Genomic DNA, 23,634 nt, shown 5'->3' on the forward strand with positions numbered 1-23,634 from the left:
GCGCCCAACGACGGACCGGCTGGACGATTGTGAAGACGAAAGAATTTCGGGGACGGATATGACCACGCTTTTGCCCAAGATGCTGCGCAGCCTTGTTCTGGGCCTGTTTCTGTCGATCGCAGGCGCGGTTGCACTGACAGGTCCCGCTCTGGCGACCTCCCCCACCCCCAGCTTCAGCACCACCTTCTCGCCGAATACGATCACTGCGGGCGGCAATTCGACCCTGACCTTCACCATCACCAACAACAGCGGCAGCGCGGCGGACAGCCTCGGGTTTTCCGCCACATTGCCTACGGGCATCACCATCGCGGCGGGCAGCCAGAACAACAACTGCAACAGCAGCACCTTCACCGCCACTGCGGGCGGCACCACGATGAGCCTTGCGGACGGGCGCCTGGGCAATGGCAGCAGCTGCACCATCACCCTGCCGGTGACTTCCAGCACGGTGGCCACCCATACGTTCACCACCGGCGATCTGACCTCGTCGCTGGGCAATTCGGGCAGCGCCACGGATGATCTGACCGTCAACGCCGCCGCCAGCGACTTCACCAAGAGCCTTAGCCAAGGCACCATCGACCGTGGCCAGACCACAGTCCTGAGCTACGATATGGACATCACCGTCGCCTCGGGAGGGGGGTCGGCCAGTTTCTACTACGTCACCCCCTCTTTCAGCGAAACCCTGCCGGCCGGGCTGACCTTCAGTTCGCCGCTGCGGCTCACCAGCGATTGCGGCGGCGCGCTCACAGCAGATACGGCCAGCGGCACGCTGGAGTTTGACGGCCCCACTTTCCAAGCTGCCGGGAGCTATACCTGTACCGTCACCGCCGAACTTCTGGCCGAGACCAGCGGCACCTATGTGCTGGAGAATACGGTCACCTATAGTTCTCTCATTTCCGGCTCGACATCCACCGCCAGCACAACGCTGACGGTAAATGCCGCGCCGAGCGCCGGGCTGGATCTACTGGCGGCCTTTTCGCCCAGCCGTGTCTTGCCGGGCAGCAGCTCGACCCTGACTTTTGACCTGACCAACCTTGATGGCAGTGACAGTGCCAGCAACATTGGCTTCACCTTCGACCTGGATGCGATGCTGAGCGGGCTGGCGGTCTCTGGTACCCTGCCTTCCAACCCTTGCGGTACCGGCTCCACCCTGTCGGGCACGTCTCTGCTGACCCTGTCGGGTGGCGCCCTGGATGCACGTAGCAGCTGCAGCTTCTCGGTCGATGTCACGGTGCCAGGCGGCGCGACGGCAGGTGATTTCAGCCAAAGCAGCAGTGCAGTCTCTGCGACCCTTGGCGGTGCCCCCTATACAGGGCCGACCGCAACCGCCGCGCTGAGCGTCGAGGATTCCGACCTGGTTGCGCCAAGCCTCACCAAAAGCTTTGATGACCCGGTCGCACCCGGCGACACGGTCACGCTGACTTATACGCTGAACAACAGCAGCAGCCAGGCGGCCAGCAATATCAGCTTCCAGGACATCATCCGAAGCCCCTCTGGCCTCAGCCTCGTCAGCGGTACCGGCACCCAATGCGGCGGCACCGTTAGCGCCCTATTCGCTTCCGGAGAGCTGCAAGTCCAGCTGGTCGGCGGCACCCTGACGGCCGGGGACAGCTGTACCTTCCCGCTCACGCTACAACTGGATGCTGCCACCGCGCCCGGTGACTACCCGGGCACGTCCAGTCTGGTGACCGCAACCATAGCCGGCACCGCCGTTTCCAGTGTCAGTTCCAGCGACACGCTGACGGTTGAGGGCGGCGCCAACCTCTCCTTCGTGAAAAGCTTCGACGAAGATTTTGCCCAGGCCGGCGCCGATACCGGGCTGACCTTCACCATCTCCAGCGCGGCTGAATCGCCGAGCACCGCCACCGCCATCGCCTTTACCGACGATCTGAGCGCGATGCTGGCCGGGACCAGCTTCAGCAGCCTGACCACCAATACCTGCGGCGGCAGCCTGACAGGGACCACGACCCTATCCTATAGTGGCGGCACCCTGGCGCCCGGCGACAGCTGTACCATCGCACTGGATATCGCCATCCCCGGCGGCGCCTCGGGCACCTTGACCAATACCACCTCCGGCCTGACCGCAACGGCAGGCGGCGAGGCGGCGACGGCACCGGCGGCCTCGGATTCCATCGCGATCCTGTCGGCCCAGCCGCTGACCCTCAGCGCCGCCTATGATGCCAGCAGCGTTCTGCCCGGCGACACCGTCACCCTGACCTATACGCTGACCAACCCGAACAGCACCGCGGGCTATTCCAGCATCGGCTTCACCGACGGCTACCACAGTGTGCTTTCCTCGTTGGCGGCCAGTACCATGAACCTCTCGTCGGGGTGCAGCGGCGGCACAGCCAGCGGCACCCACACCGGCATCTTCTCCGGCATATCTGTGCTTGCGACTGAAACCTGTACGATTGATGTCACCCTGACCGTGCCCGCGGGCGCCGCTGACGGCAGCTACAAAACGACCACCTCCAACGTCACGGCCAGCCTCAATGGCAGCGGTGTGTCTCTTGGCCAGATGTCGGCCAGCTTCGATGTCAGCACCGATCTGATCAATATGACCAAGGCCTTTGCCACCAGCCCGGTTGCGGCGGGGACTACGGTGGATCTGACCTATACGCTGACCAACCTCAGCAGCACCAAAGCCCTGGCGGGTCTCGCCTTTACCGACGATCTGGATGCCGCCCTTTCAGGGCTTGCGGCCACCGGCCTGCCTGCCAGCACCTGTGGCGGCACCCTGTCGGGCACCTCGACGATCAGCTTTGCCGGCGGCAGCCTCGCGGCCGGGGCGAGCTGCACCATCACCGCCACATTGGCCGTGCCCTCGGGCGCAGCAAGCGGCAGCTACAGCAGCACCTCCAGCACCACCAGCGGCATCGCCAATCCCGGCGCCGTGGCCATCACCGGCAGCGATGCAAAGGCAACCGTGACGGTGCAATCCACCGCTGCCCCCAGCTTTGCCAAATCCTTCAGCTCGACTGGCATCCCCCAGGGCGGCAGCAGCACCCTGACCTATGTGATCACCAACAATGATCCCAACAATGCCATCAGCGATCTGCGATTCTCCGATGATCTGGATGCGGTGCTCTCTGGCATGACCGTCAGCGCAGGCACCGGCAGTGACCTGTGCGGCGCAGGGTCAACCGTTTCCGGCAGTTCCACGCTGACCCTCAGCGGCGGCACCCTGGCGGCAGGCGCCAGCTGCAGCATCGACTTGACCGTGACCCTGCCTTCCGGAGCGGCACTTGGCAGCTATACCAGCACCTCCAGCACCCTGACCAAAGGCGGCAGCTATGCCGCAGCGGCGGCCAGCGCCAGCTTCACGGTGGAACCCGCCCCGACGTTCGACAAGGCCTTTGCCCCGACCTCGGTTGCGCTTGGCGGGACCTCCACCCTGACCTTCACGGTGGATAACAGCGCCTCGGCCATTGCCGCCTCGGCGCTCGACTTCACCGATACATTGCCCGCAGGTCTGGTGGTGGCCCCCACCCCCAATGCCTCGACCACCTGTACGGGCGGCACCCTGACCGCGACGGCGGGCGCGGGCAGCATCGCCTATACCGGCGGCACCGTGGCGGCGGGCGCCAGCTGCAGCGTCGTGGTCGATACGCGGGCGCTCAGCGTCGGCAGCCTCGCCAATACCAGCGGCGATCTCACCTCCTCCTCGGGCAATTCCGGCAGCGCCAGCGCCACGCTGACCGCCACCGCGGCGCCGATCCCCGGCTTTGCCAAGAGCTTTGCCAGCGCCAGCGCCCCCCTGGGCGATGTGGTGACCCTCACCTTCACCGTGGACAACGCATCGGCCCTGATCGAGGCCAGCAGCCTCGATTTCACCGACACCTTGCCTGCGGGCATGGAAGTGGCGGCAACCCCCAATGCCTCCACCACCTGTACGGGTGGCAGCCTGACCGCAGCGGCGGGGGCGGGCAGCATCAGCTATAGCGGCGGCACCGTGGCGGCGGGCGCCAGCTGCAGCGTCATGGTCGATGTGACCTCCACGGCGGCGGGTACTCTCAGCAATACCAGCGGCGATCTCACCTCTTCGCTGGGCAATTCCGGCAGCGCCAGCGACACGCTGACCGCCACCCCCGCACCGATCCCCGGCTTTGCCAAGAGCTTTGCCAGTGCCAGCGCCACGCTGGGCGATGTGGTGACCCTCACCTTCACCGTGGACAATACATCGGCCCTGGTCGAGGCCAGCAGCCTCGATTTCACCGACACCTTGCCTGCGGGCATGGAGGTGGCGGCACCCCCCAATGCCTCCACCACCTGTACGGGTGGCACCCTGACCGCAGCGGCGGGGGCGGGCAGCATCGCCTACACAGGCGGCACCGTGGCGGCGAGCGCCAGCTGTACCGTCATGGTCGATGTCACCTCCACGGCGACGGGCACCCTCAGCAATACCAGCGGCGATCTCACCTCTTCGCTGGGCAATTCGGGTGCGGCATCGGACAGCCTGAACATCCCCGCAATCGCCATCGATTCCCCCCTGGCCACGGATGATGTGGTCAATGGCACCGAGGCGGGAAACCTCACCCTGTCGGGCACAAGCAGCCTGATCGAGGATGGGCAGAGCGTCACCCTCACGGTCACCGACAGCACCAGCGGCAGCGTCAGCGGCACCACCAGCGTTTCGAGCAACGCCTGGAGCACCAGCATCGATGTCACCGGCCTGGCCGATGGCGCGCTCAGTGTCAGCGCCACGGTCACCGATCAGGCCGGCAGCGGCAGCGCCACAGCCAGCGCCAACCTTTCCAAGGATGCCACCGCGCCCAACGGTCATAGCGTCAGCTTCGATCAGGATCCCCTGGGCGCCGCCAATGAAAGCGCCGCCAGCTTCACCTTTGCCGGAGCCGAAGTGGGCAGCGCATTCAGCTATTCGATCTCCTCGGATGGCGGCGGCAGCGCTGTCAGTGGCAGCGGCACCATCGCCACGGCCACCGACCAGGTGACGGGCCTTGACCTGTCGGCTCTGGGCAGCGGTACCCTGACCCTGTCGGTGGTTCTGACCGACACCACCGGCAACGCGGCCAGCGCCGTGACCGACACGGCAACCAAGGACACCGCCGCGCCGGGCCTCGCCTTCGACAGTCCCTTGGCGGGCGATGATCTGGTCGGAGCAACCGAGGTGAGTGCCACCTCCATTTCCGGCACCACCGCCGACCTTGGCGACGGGTTGACCGTGACCGTGGTGGTCACCGACAGCGCCAGCGCCACAGTGACCGGAACCGCCACCAGCAGCGGCAATGCCTGGAGCCTGGACATGGATCTCTCCGGCCTGGCCGATGGCGCCCTCAGCCTCACCGCCGATGTCAGCGATGCCGCAGGCAACCCGGCGCCACAAGCCACCGCCAGCCTGACCAAGGACACCGCCGCACCCAGCATCGCCTTCGACAGCCCGCTGGCGGGCGACGATGTGATCAGCGACAGCGAGGCCAGCGCCACCACCATTTCCGGCACCACCGCCAACCTTGGCGACGGGCAGGTGGTGACCGTGGTGGTCACCGACAGCGCCAGCGCCACGGTCACCGGAACCGCCAGCACCAGTGCAGGCGCCTGGAGCCTGGACATGGACCTCTCCGGCCTGGCCGATGGCGCCCTCAGCCTCACCGCCGATGTCAGCGATACCGCAGGCAACCCGGCGCCGCAGGCCACCGCCAGCCTGACCAAGGACACCGCCGCACCCAGCATCGCCTTTGACAGCCCGCTGGCCGGAGACGATGTGGTCAGCGACAGCGAGGCCAGCGCCACCCCCGTGTCCGGCGCCACCACCGATATCGGTGACGGGCAGGTGGTGACCGTGGTCATCACCGACAGCGCCAGCGCCACGGTGACCGGCACCGCCACCAGCAGCAGCAATGCCTGGAGCCTGGATATGGATCTCTCCGGCCTTGCCGATGGCACGCTCAGCCTCACCGCCGATGTCAGCGATGCCACCGGCAACCCGGCGCCACAGGCCACCACGAGACTGACCAAGGATACCGCCGCGCCCAGCGGATACAGTGTCTCCTTCGATCAGGACCCCTTGGATGAAACCAATGCCAACGCGGCCAGCTTCACCTTTGCCGACGCCGAGCCGGGCGCCACATATGACTATTCGATCACATCCGATGGCGGCGGCAGCGCCGTCAGTGGCAGCGGCACCGTTGCCACGGCGGCCAGCCAGGTCACCGGGATTGATCTGTCGGGACTGCCGGACGGCACCCTGACGCTGACCGTGACGCTCAGCGATACGGCGGGCAATAGCGGCGCCCAGGCCACGGATACCACCGCGCTTACGGCCAACCCGCCCACCGCCACCCTGAGCGGACCGGACGAGGCGCAGAGCGATCCCTTCACCGTCACCCTGACCTTCAGCACCGCGGTGACCGGCTTTGCCCTGGACGATCTGGAGATCGACAATGGCGCGGCGTCGGACCTGAGCGGCAGCGATGACAGCTACAGCTTTACCGTGACCCCCGAGCATGATGGCACCGTCACCATCTCCCTGCCTGCGGGAGCTGCGCAAAGCGCCGCCGGCACGGAGAGCGCCGCCGCCGATGCGATCGAGGTCACCGCTGTGCTGACCGGCACCCCGGACCCGAACCCGCCCGCCGACAATGACGGCGACGGCATTCCCGACCACCTGGAAAGCAGCACCGCCGACCGCGATGGCGATGGCATCCCCGATGCCGAGGACTACGACCCGCAGGGCTATTTCTACTGCGAGGACGACGGTCGCATCCTGTCGGGTGGCGGGCTCACCGTCACCGGGCCTTCGGGATCGAACAGCAGTGTCGGCATCGCCAATGACATCAATATCGTGCGCGATGGCTCCAGCGGCGAATACCAGTGGTTCGCCCAGCGACCCGGCACCTATACGGTCGCCTATAGCTACCCGAGCACCGGTATCGCCAGCACCGCGCGCCTGTCCTCGGGCACGCTGGATGTGACCTCGCTCTTGCCGTCCAACCCGGCGGTGATCGGCTCGACCGAGTTCGGTTCCACCGGCTTCCTGGCCGATAGCTCGCTGGCCGCCAACCCGGTGTTCTACGATACCTTCGTGATCGAGGCCGGCGACCCCAACGTGCTGGCCAACAATATCCCGATGACCCAATGCGCCGAGAACCCGGTGACGCTCAGCGCCGTGGACAATGGCGCCGAGGCCAATGGCGGCACCACGGATACGGTGGTCTTCACGGTGAGCCAGGACCGGATTTCGACCCAGGATACCGTGATCAGCTACAGCCTGGGCGGCAGCGCCACCGGCGGCAGCGATTACACCGCCCCCAGCGGTTCGGTCACCATCACGGCCGGCAATACCCAGGCCACGGTGGAGATCACCGTGCTGGAGGACGTGGTGATCGAGGGCAACGAGACGCTGACCCTGACCCTGAGCGCGGTGACCGCAGGCGATGCCACCACCCAGCTCAGCACCACCACCAGCGATCTGACCGGCTCGGCCAGCATCACCGATGACGATTTCGCCATCGTCTCGGTCAGCAATGACGATCTCATCGCGTCGGAAAATGGTCGCGACACGGCGGCGATGTCCTTCTGGCTCGAGGGTCAGCCCACATCGCCGGTGCGGCTCAACTTCGCGGGGGATGCGCAATGTACCGTCTCGCCCGCGACGCTCACCTTCCGGTCCGGCAATTTCGCCACCCCCCAGACCCTGACGATCACCGCCATCGACGATGAGCTGGTGGAAGGCACCCACAGCTGCCAGCCCACGGTGACGGTGACATCAACCGACAGCAATTTCGACGGTTTCGTCCTAGCCCTGGCGCAGGTGCAGATCCTGGATGACCTTGTCGACCAGATCCGCGACCGGCTGACCGAAGTGCTGAAATCCGATCTCGAGGAAACGATACGCACCCAGCAGCGCTATTTCAGCAATATCTCCAAGGGCGCGCTCACCCGTCTGCAAACCGGGCAGGAGGGGCTGGGCTGCGGCACCCAATCGGCCTTTGACGTGGATGGCACGGTGCAGATGGTGGATGGCACCGGCGGCACCGACGGCACCTTCGGCTATGATGTCTACAACTGCCAGACCGGCAGCCGCGAGATCCTGGACGGCAGCTTCACGCTCAACCGGACCGAGGGCATCGGCACCCAGGCGCTGCTGCAATTCTCCCGCCAGCACGAACGCTTCCTGTCGCAAAGTGACCTGCGCGGGCGCTTCTGGGGTGGCTATGTCAGCCGCAACAATGTGACCGACCTGGCGGATGGAACCATCACCGGCTTCGGTGTCAATGGCGGCATCTACGGCGCCCGCGAGCTGGGTCAGGGCTTGTTCCTGGACTATTACGCCGCCGCTGCCATGGGTCATCACCGCTACCGGCTGGACTTCGCAGCCCTGCCCACCCGCATCCATGCCCGGGGCAGCTATGACTATGCCGCCGCCTTTGCCGGGGCCGCGATTTCCGGCCAGCGGGAATATGAGCGCTTTCTCCTGACCCCGCGTCTGGGCCTGGATCTGGCCTATGCCAGCGTCGGCGATGCGGATGTAACGGCCAGCCAGCTGGGACAGGTCGATACCGGGCGGATCGACATGCCGGATTATGACGGCGGTCGCATCTTCCTGGAGCTGGAATTCGCAAGCCTGCCCGGCACCCTGGCGGAGGGCAGCCAGAGCGCGCAGATCCGCACCGCCCTGGCGCCGCGCTTTGCCTGCGAGATGTCCTCCTTTGACAGCGACACCGACTGCGGCTTCGGGCTGGCCTTCAGCCACGAGATGATCGATGCGCTCAGAGGGATCAGCTATGCCTTCTCGATCGATTTCGAACAGCTCGACGACACCGACCGGCTGAGCCTGGACTTCAGCCGCGAGCGCCGCTTTGCCGCGGGACAGGGCGCGGTGGTGACCCGGCTGTCACTGCCCACCACGGAGAGTGTGCAGATCGAACACGGGCTGCGGCTGGATTTCTGATCCTGCCAGTGCCCGGACCTGCAAAAGCCCGCCCTGAAATATCGGGGCGGGCTTTTTGCACTGTCAGATCCCGCGCAGAACAAAGGCATCAGCGGGTAGAGCGCGCCTCGGCCATCTGCTGCGCCGCAACGATCTGCTCCGGGGTCATCCGGGTCGACAGCTCCGCGCTCAGCCTGCGGGCCTCGGCCAGGCCGGCGCTGCCCGCCAGCACCAGCCACATATAGCCCAACTCGTAATCCTGCGGCAGGGCGCGGCCCTCGAAATACATCAGCCCCAGATTGGCGCGGGCCGCCGGAAGCCCCGCCTCGGCGGCCCGCTGCAACAGAGCCGCGGCCTGCCGCTGGCGGGCATGGCCCTCCTGCCCGCCCGAATCCCCCCCGTCCTGCAGCAAGAGCCAGCCCAGCAGGAATGCGGCCAGAGGATCGTCGGCCTCGGCCCCCAGCCGCAGCAGGGACAGGGTTTCGGCGCTGCCGTCAGGCGGGGTCAGGCGCGGATCGAAAACGGCACCGGGGCGCAGCTCCAGCCCCGAGGATCCGGTGCCTTCGGCCCCGTCTTTGCCGCCGCGCCCGGCCCGGCGGTAAAGCTCGACCGCCAGCGCCTCGTTCAGCGGCACGCCAAAGCCGTTTTCATACATGGTCGCCAGATTGCCGAAGGCCACCGCCAGCCCCTGATCGGCGGCCGCCTGGAACAGTTCGGCGGCGCGGGCATAATCCTGCGGCACCCCTTCGCCGCGCACATAGATCAGGCCGAGGTTGTTCTGCGCCCGCGCATGGCCCGCGGCGGCAGGGCCTTCATAGAGGTCGCGCGCCCGCAGCGGATCCTGCGGCACGCCCCGGCCGTTCTGGTAAAGCACGCCAAGGCTGACGGCGGCCTCCTGGTGACCCAGCTCCGCCGCCTGCCGGTAGAGATCGGCCGCACGGGCAGGATCGCCGCCATCGGGGCCCTCGTCCAGCACCGCCGCCAGATCAAACAGCGCCTGTGGCCGGTCCTGCCCCACGGCAGCGGCCGCCGCCCGTTCCAGCCAGTGGACTGCGGCGGCATGGTCCTGCTCCACCCCCAGCCCGTGATGATAATAATGTCCCAGCCGCCCCTGTGCCGCCACATGGCCCTGACCTGCGGCGCGGGCAAACCACTCCACCGCCAGCCTGTAGTTCTGCACCACACCCCGGCCCTCCTCAAGGCGCAGCGCCAAGGCATATTGCGCCGCGGCCCCGCCAGCCTCGGCCGCCTCTTCCAGCTGCACCAAAGGCGCGGCGCTCCAGTCGCCCTGCGCCGAAACCGGGCTCGACAGCACCGCACCGCACAGCGCCAGTGGCAGCAGGGCCCGCCGCATCAGTCCTGCCCCACCGCCGCAGAAGCGTCGGGCGCGCGGGCGCTGTCGAAAAAGGCGCGCGCCGCCCGCTGCGCCTCGGCCAGCTGCTCCGGCGTCATCAGGTCGGCCACCACCGAACGGGTGTCCAGCGCCTCGGCACTGCCGCCCGCCGCCGCGATATTGAGCCATTTATGGGCTGCCACATAATCCTGCGCGACCCCCGCACCCTGCACATGGAGCCGCCCCAACTGGTATTGCGCCTCGGTGTCGCCCGCCTCTGCCGCCAAAAGCAGCAGGGCAGCCGCCCCTTCGGGATCCCTGTCCTGCCCGATCAGCCACAGGGCATAGGCGGTCTGGGCCGGACGCAGGCCTGCTTCGGCGCGGAGGCGCAGCCAGTCCTCGGCGCCGGTATCTCCGGCTTTGCTGGCGGCCAGGGCCCAGGGCACCACGTGATGGGGCGCCAGCAGCCCTTCGAGCTGCCCGGCCCCGGCCATACGGCCCAGGTGCTCTGCCGCCGCGGGGCTGCCCTGCTCCACGGCGCGGCGATAATAGCTCACCGCCTGCGCCAGATCCGGGCTGCCCGTGATGTGACCCTGTTCAAAGGCCCCGGCCAGATCGAAGCTGGCCCGCGCCAACCCCGCATCGGAGGCACGGCGCAACAGCAGCAGCGCGCGCGGCAGATCCGCCGCCACCCCGTGACGCCCCAGATAGGCCGCGCCCAGGCTCGCCATGGCGCCGGGATCGCCGGCCTCAACCACATCCGACAGCCAGCGCACCGCCTCGGCCGGGTTGGCCTGGACCCCGTCACCGGTCAGGTATTTCTTCCCCAGCGCAATGCGCGCTTGCAGAAAGCCCGCCTCGGCAGAGCGCATGAGCCAGTTCAGTGCCGCCGGTCGGTTGCGCACCGCGCCCTGGCCGCTGTCCAGCGCATAGGCCAGGTAGAACTGCGCCTCCGCATGGCCTGCTTCGGCGGCCGTTTGCAGCCAGCGCAGCGCCTCGGCGGTATTTTCCGCCGTGCCCGCGCCCCGGGAATAGGCGCGGCTCAGCTCGAAAGCGGCGTCCACATGGGCGTTTTCCGCCGCCGCCAGCAGCCAGGTGAAGGCCTCGGTGGGGTCGGCCTCAACCCCGGTGCCATTGCCATAGAGCAGGCCGAGGTAATATTGCGCCTCCGCATTGCCGCGGGCGGCGGCGGATTTGAACAGAGCAGCCGCCCGCACCGGATCGCGCGCCGGGCCACCCGGCATGGCACTGAGGTACAGCCGCGCCAAGAGCACCGCCGCCTCGGCATGGTTCTGCGCCACCGCCTGCTCCAGCCAATGCTGCGCGCCCGAAGGGTCACGCGGCCCGCCGCGCCCCTCCAGGAGCACCCGACCATAGCGATACTGCGCCAGGGCGGTGCCGGTCTCCTCGGCGTGGCGTTTCAGCCCCTGGCGCACGAAGACGAAATCCCCCCGCGCCCAGGCCTGTTCGATGGCCGCCATCTCGGGACGCTCTGGCGCCTCTTCGGCCCAGGCCACCCCGGGCAAGAGCAAGGGCGCCGGAGCGGCGGGCAGGCAAAGAGCGAAAAGAACGAGCAATCTGAAACGGGCCATGGATCTCACGAAGTCTTGGGGCTGAACAGGCAGGCGTCCGCCGGACCCTATGCGCTGGCAGATGCAAGATCAAACCCTGTTGCCAGCTCAGACCGGTAGCAGATGCGCCGCCCGCAGCCCCCAGAGAAGCGCCGCCGCCGCGCACAGCGCGGTGCCGAAGGGCAACGCCTGAAACCGCAGCGGTCCCCGGCGGGGCTTTGCGCCGGACAACAACCCGCCCAGGAGCGCCAGAAGCGCGCCGATCAGCACCAGAAGCGGCAGATCCAGCGGTCCGGCAAAGGCCCCCAGGGGCGCCATCAGCTTGACATCACCAAGGCCCAGACCTTCGCGCCCGCGCAAGGCCCGATAGCCGATACGGATCATCAGAAAGCTGCCACTGCCAAGGGCCGCGCCCAACAAGGCCCAGCCAAGATCATAGCGCGCCATATCGCCGCCGCCCGCGTCCAGCCAGATCCAGCCCAGCACCAGCAAGAACAGGCAGGCGGTCAAGACATCCGGCAGGCGCAGCCACAGGATATCGCTGACACCCAGCGCCAGCAGCAGCCACAGGAAAAGGCAGGCAGGCAGCACCGCGCCAGGACCGCCCCCAGCCGCCAGCGCCAGAACCGCCGCGCCAAGCGCCAGAAGCTCGATGTAGAACAGCCAGGGCGGAATGCGCGCGCCGCAGTGGCGACAGCGCCCGCGTGACGCGAGGAACGACACAAGCGGCAGCAGATCCAGCCCTCCAAGACGCCTTCCACAAGACCGGCAGGCCGAGGGTTGCCGCAGCACATCCTCGCCCCGCGCCAGCCGGTCGGCCAGCACGCCCAGGAACGAGCCCACCGCCGGGGCCAGCAGCAGAAACAGCAGCAGCGGCAAAAGATCGTCCCTGCCCATCTCAGCCCTGGCTCCCCTGTCGCATCGCCTCTCCAGCTCCGGGTCTTTCCGGTCATGGACAAGCCTTCCTCCCCTCCACTATCATGCTGGCAGACAAAAGAAAGACACCCATGCCGCGCCCTGCCTGCCCTGCCACCCGGCCTTTTCCCCCCATGACCCAAGACCGCCGTGACGGAGGGTTTTCCCTGCTCGAACTGATGGTGGTGGTGGTGATCCTGTCGATCCTGGCGCTGGTGGTGGTGCCGCGGGTGATCGACCGCCCCGACCAGGCCCGTGCCGCCCGCGCCAAGGCCGATATCGCCGCCATCGCCAGCGCGGTGAACCTCTACCGGCTGGACAATTTCCGCTATCCGACCACCGAACAGGGGCTGGCGGCCCTGGTCAGCCGCCCGACCAGCGATCCGGCACCGGAAAACTGGGCCGAGAACGGCTATATGGATCGGCTGCCGACTGATCCCTGGGGCAAGCCCTACCAATATCTCGCGCCCGGCGTGCACGGGGATTTCGACATCTTCACCTATGGGGCCAATGGGGTGGCGGGCGGCAGCGGCGCCGATGCGGATATCGGCTCGTGGGCGCTGAAATAAAGCCTGTTCAGCCACGGGGCCGCCCCGGCACCGACGGGTTTTCCCTGATCGAACTGCTGATTGCCGTAGCCGTACTGGCGGTGCTGGCGGTGGGCGCCAGCCTGGCGCTGCCCCGGTCAGGCGCAAGGGAGGGCGGCGATCTGGCCCTGTTTCGCAGCCAGTTCACCACCGCCCGCCAGCTCGCCATCACCGGCCAGCAGAGCCGGGGGCTGATGATCACGCCGCGAGGGCTGCAGCTGGCCTCGCGCGACGCGGAAGGCTGGCAGGTCTCCGAGCGCATCCTGCCCTGGCGCGGGCGCATCGCCTTTTCCGCTGACGGATCAGCGGCAGGACAGGCAGACAGCCCCGATATCCTGCTGCTGGCCGATGGGCAAAGCACCGCCTTCGAGATCCGTTTTGGCGGCGGCGCGGGGCGCTGCCAAAGCGATGGCTGGACGGGGCTGCAATGCGACGACGATTGAGACATCTCCTGTCCCGTCACAGGGGCACGGCCAGCGCCGGGCTGACCCTGCTGGAGCTGGCCGTGGCGATCCTGGTGCTGGCCCTCGGCAGCCTTGCCGCGACCCGCAGCAGCGATCAGTCCCGCCGGGCCATCGGAGGCGAGATGCCGCGCCTCCTGGCCGGTATCGCCGCTCGCAACCGCGCCGAGGAGCTGCAGCTTTACGGGGCGGCGGGTGCGCCCCTGCCCCGCCATGTGACCCTGGGCGGGCAGTCCTTTGACATTGCCACCGAAACCGAAGCCACGGCGGGCGGGCTGTTGCGCGCCACGGTGACCGCTCGCGCCGCCAGCGGCGAAGGCGCCACGCTCATCCTTTACCTGCCGCAGGGCCTGCGCCCATGAGACGGCTTGGCCCTCAAAACACCTCGGACCGGGGGCTCAGCCTGATCGAGCTGGTGGTGGCCATGGCGATCTTTGCCCTGGTGGCGGTGATGGGGACCCAGGCGCTGACCGGCATGCTGCGGATGCGCGACGCCCTGACCCTGCGGGCCGAGCAAAGCGCCACCCTGGCCCAGGGCATCAGCCTTTTGCGCGCCGATCTCTCTGCCATGGTGCCGATGCTGTTCTACCCGCCCGGCCGCGCCGCGCCGCGCTCGGCGCTCAGCTTCTCCGGCCCGTCCGGCACACGGGATCTCGCCCTGTCGCGCGGCGGCGCCCAGAGGCCCCAGGAGATCACCGCAACCGTAGCTACCGCCGGATTGGGGCTGCAGCGGGTCGAATGGCAGCTGCGGCAGGGACAGCTCAGCCGCCGGATCTGGCCCGCACTGATGCCTGCGCGCGCCACCGCCCTCAGCCCCGCGATGCCGGTCCTGCAGGGGGTACGCGATCTGCGCCTGCGCAGCTATTGGACCGGGGTCGGCTGGATAACCGGCACAGATCCCGGAGGTCTTGTCCCGCAGCAGATCACCGGCGGTCAGGCCACCGATGCGGACAGCGGACCTAGCGCGATCGAAGCCTATTCGGACAGGCTACCGCTGGCGGTGGAACTGGTGATCGAGACCGAGGATTTTGGCGAAATCACCCTTGTGGAGACCCTGAAATGAGGCCTCCGGGAGCAGAAAGGGACAGCGGCTTTGTACTGGTCAATGCGCTGGTAATCGTCGCCGCCCTGGCGATGCTGGCCACGGTGCTGTTGGTCCGGGCCGAAGGCGGGCGGGCCCGGCTCATGGCGGGGCTTGAGGCGGATCAGCTGACCCTGGCGCTGGATGCCTTTGACGCGCTGGCCCAGACCCATCTGGCGCGTGAAAGCGTGCCGGATCTCGTCCTCCCCGCCCTGCCCCTGGCCCGGGGCGAGGTCGCGGGACAGGTCACCGATCTGCAGGGGCGCTTCAACATCAACTGGTTGAGCGATCCCGACAACCTCTGGGCGGCGGCGACCTTCGAGCGGCTGCTGCGCCAGCTTGCCCTGCCGCCGCAAAACGCCGAGGAGATCCGCCGCTTTCTGCAGCCCGGCGCGATGGGGGTGCAGGAGCGGGCCGCCTGGCTGCGCCTGGATCCGCCGCTTGATCCCTTAGGCGGGCCGCTGCTGAGCGCCGACCAGCTGGCCGATCTGCCGGGCCTTTCCCCGCGAAGCTATACCCGGCTGCGCCCGCTGATCACCGCCCTGTCCGCCGACAGCCGCCTCAATGTGAACAGCGCCCCGCCCGAGATCCTCATGGCCATTTTGCCCGACCTGCCCCCCGCCGCCCTCGCCCGGCTGGTTGCCGCCCGCGCGCAGGAGCCCTTTGTCTCGGTCGAGGCCTTTCTGATCGCCGCCCGGCTGGAGGCAGCGCTGGACGAAGAGGCGGAAGAAGACCCGGAGCCCGCCCTGCTCAGCCCCGATCAGCTGACGATCCATTCCGCCTGGTTCCGCATCGACAGTGAAGCCCGGCTGCAGCGGATGTCGGCGCGACGGAGCGGGATCCTGTTCCGCCAGAGCAGCGGCCGACGGCCAGAGCAGGTCTGGCAGGTGACCTGGCGGCCATGACAGGACAACAGATGCGCATTGCACTTGGCCTCGCTCCCCCCCATTCTGCGCCCAGTTCCACCGGACCCCCAAAGGAGACCGCCGCAAAAATGTCCGCCCCCCACCCCGATAGCGCAGCGGATGCAGGACCGGACAGGGCGATCATCCGACTCGGCAGCGGCACGGCGGATCCGCGCCAGGTGGTGAGCGTGCCGGGCACCGCGGTGCCGCTTGTCGCGCTGGATCTGCCCCAGGGGCTGCGCGGCGCGGCGCGTGAACAGGTGGCCCGACGTCAATTGGCCGACCGGACCGGACAAAAAGAAGGCACGCTGGATCTGCGCCCCTGCCTGCTGCCCGCCGCAAAAGGCGCTGCCGCCGAGCGCTGGACCCGGGTGCTGACCGCAGATCCTGCCTGGCTCGCGGGGCTGCGACAGATCCAGGCGCGGGCGGTCTTGCCCGATTACCTGACCCTGCCCGCCGCACAGGGGGTCTGGACCCTCTCCGCGGACCGGCTGACTGAGACAGGCCAGGAGATCATCATGGCCCGGCTGGGATTGGAGGATGGGTTTAGCGCCCTGCCCGCCCTGCTGCCGCTGATGCTGGAGCAGGCCCTAAGGGACGCTCCGCCCCCTGCCGCCCTGTTGCTGGCAACACCGCTGCCTGCTGAAACCGAAGCTACCCTTGCCAATATGGCCGCTACCCATGCGATCCCCGTCGCCCGCGACATCGAAGGGATCACCGCCCTGGGCCTGCCCCGCCCCAAGATCCTGGCTCATGGGGAGCTCGCCTGCGATCTGCGCCACAACCCGATGGCGGCGCGGGCGCGGCTGGCGCGCCGGGTGCTGCCCTGGCGCTGGCCCGCGCTGGCGCTTTTGCTGGCTGCCGGGCTTTGGTCTGCCACAGAGATCACCGCAACCCGGCGCATCGCAGCGGAAACCGCCACCCTCAGCGCCCAGACGCAAACCCTGGTGCGGCAGCATTTCATCCCCGATGGCCCGCTTCTGGATCTGCGCCTGCAGGTGAGCCGGGCGCTGGCGGATCTGCGCAAGTCCTCGGGCACCGGAGAGACACAAAGCGATCCGCTGGAGCTGACAGCCCGCGCCGCCGAGGTGATCGCCGCCGCCGGGGCCCAGCCCGATACCTTGAGCTACCGCGCCGGGGAAGGGCTGCGGCTGGGGCTGCAGCTTGCGGATTTTGCCGCCGCCGACCGCATTGCCGCGGATCTGCGCGCCGCCGGTCTGGCGGTGGAGGTGGCCGACCTGCGCGTCAGCGACGATGCGCCCGGCGTGCGGGGAGAATTCATTGTGACGCACCGCTCCGGCCAGGAGGGTCGCCCATGACCGCCCGGCTGATCGACATGCTGTTGCACCTCAGCGGGCGTGAGCGCATGCTGCTGGCAATCGCCGCCCTCTTGCTGCCGCTCAGCCTGGGGATCAGCCTGCTGCTGCCCCTGCAAGAGCAGCATGCCGCCGCCCGCACGGCCCGCAGCGACGCAGAGGCCCTGCAGGCCTGGGTCCTGGCGCGGATCGATGAAAAACAGGCTCTAAAAAGGGATGCTGCTGGCCATGCCCGCGCCCCTGTCGGCGCCCCGATCGGCACCAGCGGGATTGAACAGGCCTTGATCGAAAGCCGGCTGCGCCCCGCCTTGAGCGCGCTTTCGGCCGCGGCCAGCGGAGATATCGATCTGCGGTTTGACCGGGTGGATTTTCAGGCCCTGGCGCGCTGGCTCACCGCCATGCATCCCTCTTGGGGCTATACACTCGACAGTTTCCGCATGGAGGCGCTGGAAGAAGACCCCGGATATATCGCCGCCTGGATCAGCCTCAGCCCGGCGGAAAGCTGATCGCAAGACCCGTCAGAAGCGCCCCCTTTGGAGGCCCTGTCAGAGCGCCTTGAGACGGGCCGCAATGCTGGCGCGGCGCCCGGCCATGGAGCCGAGCGGATCGAGATCCGCATGAGATTTCACCACCTCGCCCAGGGCCGCCTGTGCGGCCTTCAGCTGCGCCTTGCCCGGCTCCACCTGGCCTTGGGACAACAGGACCAGCCCCTGTTCATGCTGTGCCGTGCCCTGCACCGCCAGGGCCGCGCCGCGGGCATCGCCCTGCTGGCGGGCGGCCAGATCGCCGGCGATGCGGGCAGCCTCGGCGTAGTTGCCGCTGCGCAGTTCGGCATGGGCATATTCCAGTTGCAGACGGGGTGCGAGCGGGCCGGCCTGGCTCAGCAGTTTCTGATAGCCGCGCTTGGCACGGGCATAATCGCCAACCTCCAACGCGTTGCGCGCCACCGCATATTGCGACTGGAAACCGCCGCCGATGGTATCGCCGCAGCTGCCCAGGAGAAGGCCCGCGCAAAAGACCAATCCGGCTTTTGAAAAAGATCCCGCCTGCATATCCGCTCTTTTCATGTTTATGTACCCGGAAAAATTTACCATCTTTGCCGGGGTGCGTCTATCCGGGCGCGCCGCTTCGCCATCGGCTGTGGCCTGGCGGCAAAGAGAACCAGTTCAAAGGGATGCCATGCGCCTGATTGCTGCGATATTGACCTTGATGGCGCTGGCCCTGGCGGGTCAGGCGGGCCATGGGCTGTGGCAGGAGCTGAGCCGACCGCCCGCCGCGCCGCTCGAGATACGCGCCCCCGGTGACGGCAGCAGCGCCGCCCCGGCCCCCGCGCAGATCCAAAGCCGCCCCTGGCCTGCCCTGTTCGGGGAAAAACAACCGCCCCGGCCACCAGAACCACCAAAGCAGACCAAAAGCGAACCGCAGCCGCCGCGCCCGCCGAAACCGCCGCTCGACAGCCTCGGCTATCATCTGAAGGGCGTGGTGCAGGTCGGCCAGGATACCTGGGCCATGGTCGCACATCCCAGCGGCGAGCAACTGCTGCGCGCGGGCGATTCCTTACGCGCCGGGATCACCGTGGCGCGGATCGATCACGACGGGCTCTGGATCAGCCGGGAGGGCGATGCGCCGGAATTGCTGGCCTTTCCCGAATAGCCCTGCCCGCTTTGATCCTCAGCCCGAGGATCCTCAGCCCGTGACCGCCGCCTGCAGATCAAAGATCGGCAGCAGCACCGCCAGCACGATCACCAGCACCAGCGCCCCGACCAGCACCATCAAAACAGGCTCTAACAAGGCGGAAATCCGCTTTCTCTCGGTCGAGAGCCGATGTTCGGTCAGGGTCGCGGCGCGCGCGCTCATCCGCGCGAGACGCACCGAGACCTCGCCGGCGGCAATCAGCTGACGCGCCACGGGGGGTAGGAACGAGAGCCGCTCCAGCGCCGCCGACAGGCTTTCGCCCTGGCGCACGGCCCGGGCGACCGCCTCGCCTTCATGGCGGAACCGCGCCACGGTCAGAACCTCCCGGGCGCTGTCGGTGGCGCTCAGCACCGCATGGCGCGCGCCCAGAACCAGCGCCAGGGTGCGCAGATATTGCACCGCCGCCGCAAGCCGCATCAGCCGCCCCACCACGGGCAGGCGCAGCAGGATGCGGTCGGCACGGGCGCGCAAAGTCGGCACGCGGGACACCGTCACCACCAGCACAGCCAGGGCCAGGGCCAGCCCGGCAAGCAGCAGCACATGGGCGCGGATCCAGTCCGACACCGCCAGCACCGCCACCGTCAGCGGCGGCAAGGGGCGGCCGGTGTGTTCGAACATGGCGACGATCTCGGGCGCCACATTGACCATCAGGATACCGCAGACCAGCAGCGAGACCGCCGCCACGAAACCGGGGTAGATCAGGGCGCTGGCGATCTGCGCCCGATCGCTGCCCTGCTGTTCCAGATGATCGGCCAGTTCACCAAAGACCGCAGACAGCTCCCCGGCCGCCTCGCCCGCGCGCAGGGCCGCCAGGTAATAGGGGGCAAAGCCCGCGCCGCTTTGCGCCAGCGCCTCGGAGAGATCCGCACCTTCCAGAAGGGCGGCACGGGCTGCCGCGGCCACGCGCTCCAGCGCCGGATGACCGCCTGTGCGCACCGCCTCCAATGCGGCCTCCACCGGCAGGTCTGCGGCCAGCATCACCGCCATCTGCCGGGTAAAGACCGCCTGCAGATCGGCCCCCAGCAGGGCGCGCCGCATCAGGCTGCGGCGCTGCCGGGCGTCCTGTGCAGGCGTTCCGGCTTCGCTCAGTTCGGCAACGAAGAGATCCTGCGCCGAGAGCTGCTGGCTGGCGTCGGCCTCGGTTTCGGCCACCACGGTGCCGCTGCGCCGCCGCCCGGCGCTGGTATAGGCGATATAGCTATAGGCCTTCACGCCACATCCCCAACCACGCGCAGCACTTCCTCTAGGCTGACATTGCCCGCCGAAGCCGCCAAAAGCCCCTGACCGATCAGGCTTTCGCCCGCCCCCAATGCAAGATCGCGCATATCGCTTTCGCTGGCGCCCCGGTCGATGGCGGCGCGCAGATCCTCGCCCACCTCGGCCATCTCGAAGATGCCGCAGCGCCCGGCGTGCCCCGTCTCATTGCAGGAGGGGCAGCCCTTGGCGGCAAAGACCTGCCCTGGCACCGGCACCCCGTGGCGGGAGAACAGCGCAGCCTCTTCCGGGGTCGGCGCATGGGGGCTGCGACACTCCACACAGAGACGCCGCAGCAGACGCTGGGCAATCACCCCGCGCAGGGTGGCGGCAATCAGGAAATTGTCGATGCCCAGGTCGCGCAGCCGCACGATGGCCCCGACCGAGCTGTTGGCATGGAGCGAGGAGAACACCAGATGCCCGGTCAGCGCCGCCTGGGCTGCGGTTTCGGCGGTCTCGCCATCGCGGATCTCACCCACCAGGATCACATCCGGGTCCTGGCGCAGGGTGGCGCGCAGCCCGGCGGCAAAGCTCATGCCGATCTCGGCGTTGATCTGGCTCTGGCTGATGCCGGGCAGGTCATATTCGATCGGGTCCTCGACGGTGACGATATTGCGCCCGGTCCGGTCCGCCAGCTGCAACAGGGAATAGAGCGTGGTGGTCTTGCCAGCACCGGTGGGGCCTGTCGCAAGGATAATTCCATTCGGGGAGGCGGCCAGCCGGTGCAAGAGCGCCTGCTGATCGGCGCTGAGGCCAAGATCGGCCAGCGGCATCAACCCGGCGGAGCGATCCAGGATCCTCAGCACGACCCGCTCGCCGTAATGGCCCGGCAGGGAGGAGACCCGCGTGTCGATCTGCCGCCCGCCAAGGGACAGCGGGATGCGCCCGTCCTGCGGCAGGCGGGTCTCGGCGATATCCAGCCCCGCCATCACCTTCAGCCGCGAGACGATCCGCTTCACCGGCACATCGGCGCGGTCCATCACCTCTTGCAACACGCCATCGATGCGCATGCGCACGCGCAGCCCCCCCTCGTGCGGCTCGATATGCAGATCCGAGGCACCACCCTGCACCGCCCGGCGCAACAGCTGGTTGACCAGCTGGATCACCGGCGCATCGCCCGGCTCGTCCAGGAGGTCGCGCTGGCGGCGGGCAAAGGCCCGTTCCTCCAGGTCGAAACTCGGCTCTGTCGTATCCTCGTCGGGGCTGCCCTGCTGGTAGACCCGCGCCAGCGCCGCCTCGAAACCGGGGCCATCCACCACCTCGCAGCTGAGAGCCCGGGCCAGATCCCCATCTGCCGCGATGCGCCGCTGCCCCTCGCGCAGGCCCAGGGCGGTGGCGCCAGGGCCGGCAATCAGCCGCGCGCCCTCCAACAGCACCTGCTGATCACGGGCAAAGGCAAAGGGCAGCCGCAGCGCCCCGCCCGAACTCGCCTGCCCGGTTGCGCCCGGATCACTCCTGCCCGGAGAAGCGGAGCCTGCTGGGGAGCGGCGGGAAGTTTCGGCGTTGCGCGACATCATCGATAAATCCGGCATCAAACGGTTGGTTCAGATCGGCGCCGTCAAAGGGCAGCGCCCCCAGCGAGGTACGCGGGTATCTTCCGTCATCCACCGGCGCGATGGAAGCGCTGACCTCCTGCGCCTTGCGGGACAGCTCACGGGTCAGCCGCCGCGCCTCGGCATCCGAGGACACCACCTGCGGGCGCAACAGCACCAGAAGCACCCGCTGGTTGCCGCTGGCATTCTTGCCGCGAAACAGCCCGCCCAAAAGCGGCAGTTCGGCCAGGCCCGGCACCTTCTGGCTGACCGCGCCCGATCCGTTCTCCAGCAGCCCGCCCAGCATGATCACCGAGCCGTCACTGACCAGCGCCGTGGTGGTCAAGGAGCGCCGCGCGGTGATCTCACCGCCGGATGACGCCGTGGTATTGGTGAGGTTCGACACCTCCTGCTTGATCAACAGGCGCACGGTGCGGTCGGCATTGATCTGCGGTGTGACGTTCAGGGTCAGGCCGACATCCTGGCGCTCGATGGTCTGGAAGGGGTTTTCCACCGCGCTGCCACCGCTGACCGTGGAATAGCTGCCGGTGACGAAGGGCACGTTCTGCGCCACCACGATCTCGGCCTCCTGATTGTTCAGGGTCAGGATCGAGGGGGTGGAGAGCAGCCGGGTGGAATTGACCGAGGTGATCGCGGTCAGAAGGCCGACGATCCCGTCGCCATCCTTGTAGCGCCCGCCGCCAAAGACGCCGCCATTGCCGATGGTGGGCGTATTGCCGTTCTGCACCGCCGACATCACGCTGATCAGGCTGCTGCGCCCGGGCAGGGAGAATTGCGCGCCCCCCACCAGGGCATCGTTCAGCACCGCACCGAACTGCACCGAGAGATCCGACAGCCCCTGCACCGACATCTCGAAGATCACCGCCTCCACCAGCACCTGGGTCGGGCGGCGGTCCAGGTGGCGCACCATCTGCACGATTTCCGCGATGCGCTCCTGCGGGGCCGAAATCAGCAATGTGTTGGTCTGCAATTCGGGAACGATCCGGATCGGGGCGCGGGCCGCATTTGCATCGGTGGAATTCAGCGTGCGCATCACCACATCGGAAATGGTGGCGGCATCGCCGTAGTTCACTTCCATCGTGCGCGACACCACCGTGTCGCGCTGCTGGTCCAGCTCATCCACCAGCACCCGGATCCGGTGGCGCATGTCCTCGGCCCCCGAGACCAGAAGCGCGTTGGAGCGCCGGTCCACGCTGACGGTCGAGCCATCCGGCACCAGCCCCATGGATTGCACCACCTGCAGGACATCGCCCGCATTGGCGTTCTGCAGGCGAATGATCTCGATCGGGGCGGTGCGGCGTGGCTGGTCCAGCTTTTCGATCAGCCGGGAAATGCGGTTCAGGTTAGCGCCGCGATCCGACAGGATCAGCATGCGTGCGCCGGGCACCGGGGTGATCACCGCCTCGGAGGGCAGAAGCGGGCGCACCACCTCGATCACCTCCTGCAGGGGGATTTCACGCACCGGGATCACCCGGGTCTGGAACCCCTTGGGCAGATCCGCACTGGCGCCCGAGGAGAGTTCACGCGCCATGTTCATCGGAACGATACGGTCGGCCCCCGCGCCTTCGATCACGGTCAGGCGGTTCAGTTCCAGCACCGCCAGGAAGACCTCGTAAAGCTCCGTGGCCGACATTTCCTCGGGCGCCAGCACGGTGACCGTGCCGCGCACGCCCGGGTCGATCACAAAGCTGCGCCCGGTGGTTTCCGAGACGATTTCCACGAAGCTGCGCAGATCCGCATCGCGCAGGTCCAACGTCACCTGGGCGCGTGAGGGCTGGGGCAGCAGCAGGACCAGGGCAAGGATCCCGGCACAGGTCGCATCACGGGCCGCAGCACAAAGCTGCCGCCAGCCCTTTGCGGATCGCAAGAACCGCTTCTGTGCGCATCTGTCCATGATCTGCTCTTCTCGACTATGGCGGTGTTCGACGCAGCCCGCCGCTTCCTGTTTATTGCTGCACATCATACTCGGGCGTGCACCAAAACACAGCGGTTTTCTGAGCCCCCAACTGCAACACAGAGAAATGTGGCCCGCGCGCACGAGCGCGCTCAAGCCGGTCCAGAACCGGCTAGTCGGAA

16 protein-coding genes are annotated in these 23,634 nt (G+C 67.9%); 9 read left to right on the forward strand and 7 right to left on the reverse strand.

Translation table 11 applies throughout. From position 1 onward, the window contains the following. The first annotated feature begins 58 nt into the window (after window positions 1–58). Window positions 59–8,908: a beta strand repeat-containing protein gene (locus tag PXK01_RS13690; RefSeq protein ID WP_274860511.1), complete on the forward strand. Its 8,850-nt coding sequence runs from the start codon at window positions 59–61 to the stop codon at window positions 8,906–8,908. 88 nt (window positions 8,909–8,996) lie between these two features. Here the strand turns inward: PXK01_RS13690 and PXK01_RS13695 are convergent, their stop codons facing one another. The 3 genes from PXK01_RS13695 to PXK01_RS13705 all read right to left on the reverse strand — a co-directional run bounded on the left by PXK01_RS13695 (window position 8,997) and on the right by PXK01_RS13705 (window position 12,688). Further along, window positions 8,997–10,241 carry a tetratricopeptide repeat protein gene (locus PXK01_RS13695; protein ID WP_274860512.1) on the reverse strand — a complete coding sequence of 415 codons (1,245 nt, stop codon included), beginning with the start codon at window positions 10,239–10,241 and terminating at the stop codon, window positions 8,997–8,999. Continuing rightward, window positions 10,241–11,812: a tetratricopeptide repeat protein gene (locus PXK01_RS13700; RefSeq protein WP_274860513.1), complete on the reverse strand. Its 1,572-nt coding sequence runs from the start codon at window positions 11,810–11,812 to the stop codon at window positions 10,241–10,243. The genes PXK01_RS13695 and PXK01_RS13700 overlap by 1 nt, the downstream gene beginning before the upstream one ends. Before the next feature lie 87 nt (window positions 11,813–11,899). Further along, window positions 11,900–12,688 (reverse strand): prepilin peptidase, encoded by a 789-nt coding sequence (locus tag PXK01_RS13705; protein ID WP_274860514.1) that lies wholly within the window; start codon window positions 12,686–12,688, stop codon window positions 11,900–11,902. A 152-nt stretch (window positions 12,689–12,840) separates the two neighbouring features. Here PXK01_RS13705 and gspG point away from each other — a divergent pair, with 152 nt between their 5' ends. The 7 genes from gspG (at window position 12,841) to gspM (ending at window position 17,562) form a co-directional block, all read left to right on the forward strand. After that, the gene (gspG, locus tag PXK01_RS13710) at window positions 12,841–13,275 is read left to right on the forward strand and encodes a type II secretion system major pseudopilin GspG (protein ID WP_274860515.1); all 435 of its coding nucleotides are present in this window, start codon (window positions 12,841–12,843) and stop codon (window positions 13,273–13,275) included. Next, entirely contained in the window at window positions 13,260–13,736 is a 477-nt protein-coding gene (locus PXK01_RS13715; protein ID WP_274860516.1) for a prepilin-type N-terminal cleavage/methylation domain-containing protein, read from the forward strand. The genes gspG and PXK01_RS13715 overlap by 16 nt, the downstream gene beginning before the upstream one ends. Further along, complete coding sequence (locus PXK01_RS13720; protein ID WP_274860517.1) at window positions 13,733–14,116, forward strand: hypothetical protein; 384 nt, start codon at window positions 13,733–13,735, stop codon at window positions 14,114–14,116. The genes PXK01_RS13715 and PXK01_RS13720 overlap by 4 nt, the downstream gene beginning before the upstream one ends. After that, window positions 14,113–14,817: a type II secretion system protein GspJ gene (locus tag PXK01_RS13725; protein WP_274860518.1), complete on the forward strand. Its 705-nt coding sequence runs from the start codon at window positions 14,113–14,115 to the stop codon at window positions 14,815–14,817. The genes PXK01_RS13720 and PXK01_RS13725 overlap by 4 nt, the downstream gene beginning before the upstream one ends. Continuing rightward, a complete protein-coding gene (gene gspK / locus PXK01_RS13730; RefSeq protein ID WP_274860519.1) occupies window positions 14,814–15,740 on the forward strand; it encodes a type II secretion system minor pseudopilin GspK in 927 nt (308 codons plus the stop codon). The genes PXK01_RS13725 and gspK overlap by 4 nt, the downstream gene beginning before the upstream one ends. 89 nt (window positions 15,741–15,829) lie before the next feature. Continuing rightward, the gene (gspL, locus tag PXK01_RS13735; RefSeq protein WP_274860520.1) at window positions 15,830–17,059 is read left to right on the forward strand and encodes a type II secretion system protein GspL; all 1,230 of its coding nucleotides are present in this window, start codon (window positions 15,830–15,832) and stop codon (window positions 17,057–17,059) included. Beyond that, window positions 17,056–17,562 carry a type II secretion system protein GspM gene (gene gspM / locus PXK01_RS13740; RefSeq protein WP_274860521.1) on the forward strand — a complete coding sequence of 169 codons (507 nt, stop codon included), beginning with the start codon at window positions 17,056–17,058 and terminating at the stop codon, window positions 17,560–17,562. The genes gspL and gspM overlap by 4 nt, the downstream gene beginning before the upstream one ends. Window positions 17,563–17,601: 39 nt before the next feature. On the opposite strand, the gene PXK01_RS13745 is transcribed toward gspM, so the two are convergent. Further along, the gene (locus tag PXK01_RS13745; RefSeq protein ID WP_274860522.1) at window positions 17,602–18,108 is read right to left on the reverse strand and encodes a hypothetical protein; all 507 of its coding nucleotides are present in this window, start codon (window positions 18,106–18,108) and stop codon (window positions 17,602–17,604) included. Between the two features lie 127 nt (window positions 18,109–18,235). Here PXK01_RS13745 and PXK01_RS13750 point away from each other — a divergent pair, with 127 nt between their 5' ends. Continuing rightward, window positions 18,236–18,709, forward strand: a complete 474-nt coding sequence (locus PXK01_RS13750; RefSeq protein WP_274860524.1) for a type II secretion system protein N — start codon at window positions 18,236–18,238, stop codon at window positions 18,707–18,709. Window positions 18,710–18,742: 33 nt separating this feature from the next. On the opposite strand, the gene PXK01_RS13755 is transcribed toward PXK01_RS13750, so the two are convergent. The 3 genes from PXK01_RS13755 to gspD are packed head-to-tail and all read right to left on the reverse strand — an operon-like array spanning window position 18,743 to window position 23,452. Next, the gene (locus PXK01_RS13755) at window positions 18,743–19,963 is read right to left on the reverse strand and encodes a type II secretion system F family protein (protein WP_274860525.1); all 1,221 of its coding nucleotides are present in this window, start codon (window positions 19,961–19,963) and stop codon (window positions 18,743–18,745) included. Then, window positions 19,960–21,522 carry a GspE/PulE family protein gene (locus PXK01_RS13760; protein WP_274860526.1) on the reverse strand — a complete coding sequence of 521 codons (1,563 nt, stop codon included), beginning with the start codon at window positions 21,520–21,522 and terminating at the stop codon, window positions 19,960–19,962. The genes PXK01_RS13755 and PXK01_RS13760 overlap by 4 nt, the downstream gene beginning before the upstream one ends. Continuing rightward, the gene (gspD, locus tag PXK01_RS13765; RefSeq protein ID WP_274860528.1) at window positions 21,455–23,452 is read right to left on the reverse strand and encodes a type II secretion system secretin GspD; all 1,998 of its coding nucleotides are present in this window, start codon (window positions 23,450–23,452) and stop codon (window positions 21,455–21,457) included. The genes PXK01_RS13760 and gspD overlap by 68 nt, the downstream gene beginning before the upstream one ends. Window positions 23,453–23,634: the final 182 nt, after the last annotated feature.

This window comes from Phaeobacter sp. PT47_59, from assembly GCF_028890025.1.
In the GTDB taxonomy this organism is placed as follows: domain Bacteria; phylum Pseudomonadota; class Alphaproteobacteria; order Rhodobacterales; family Rhodobacteraceae; genus Phycobacter.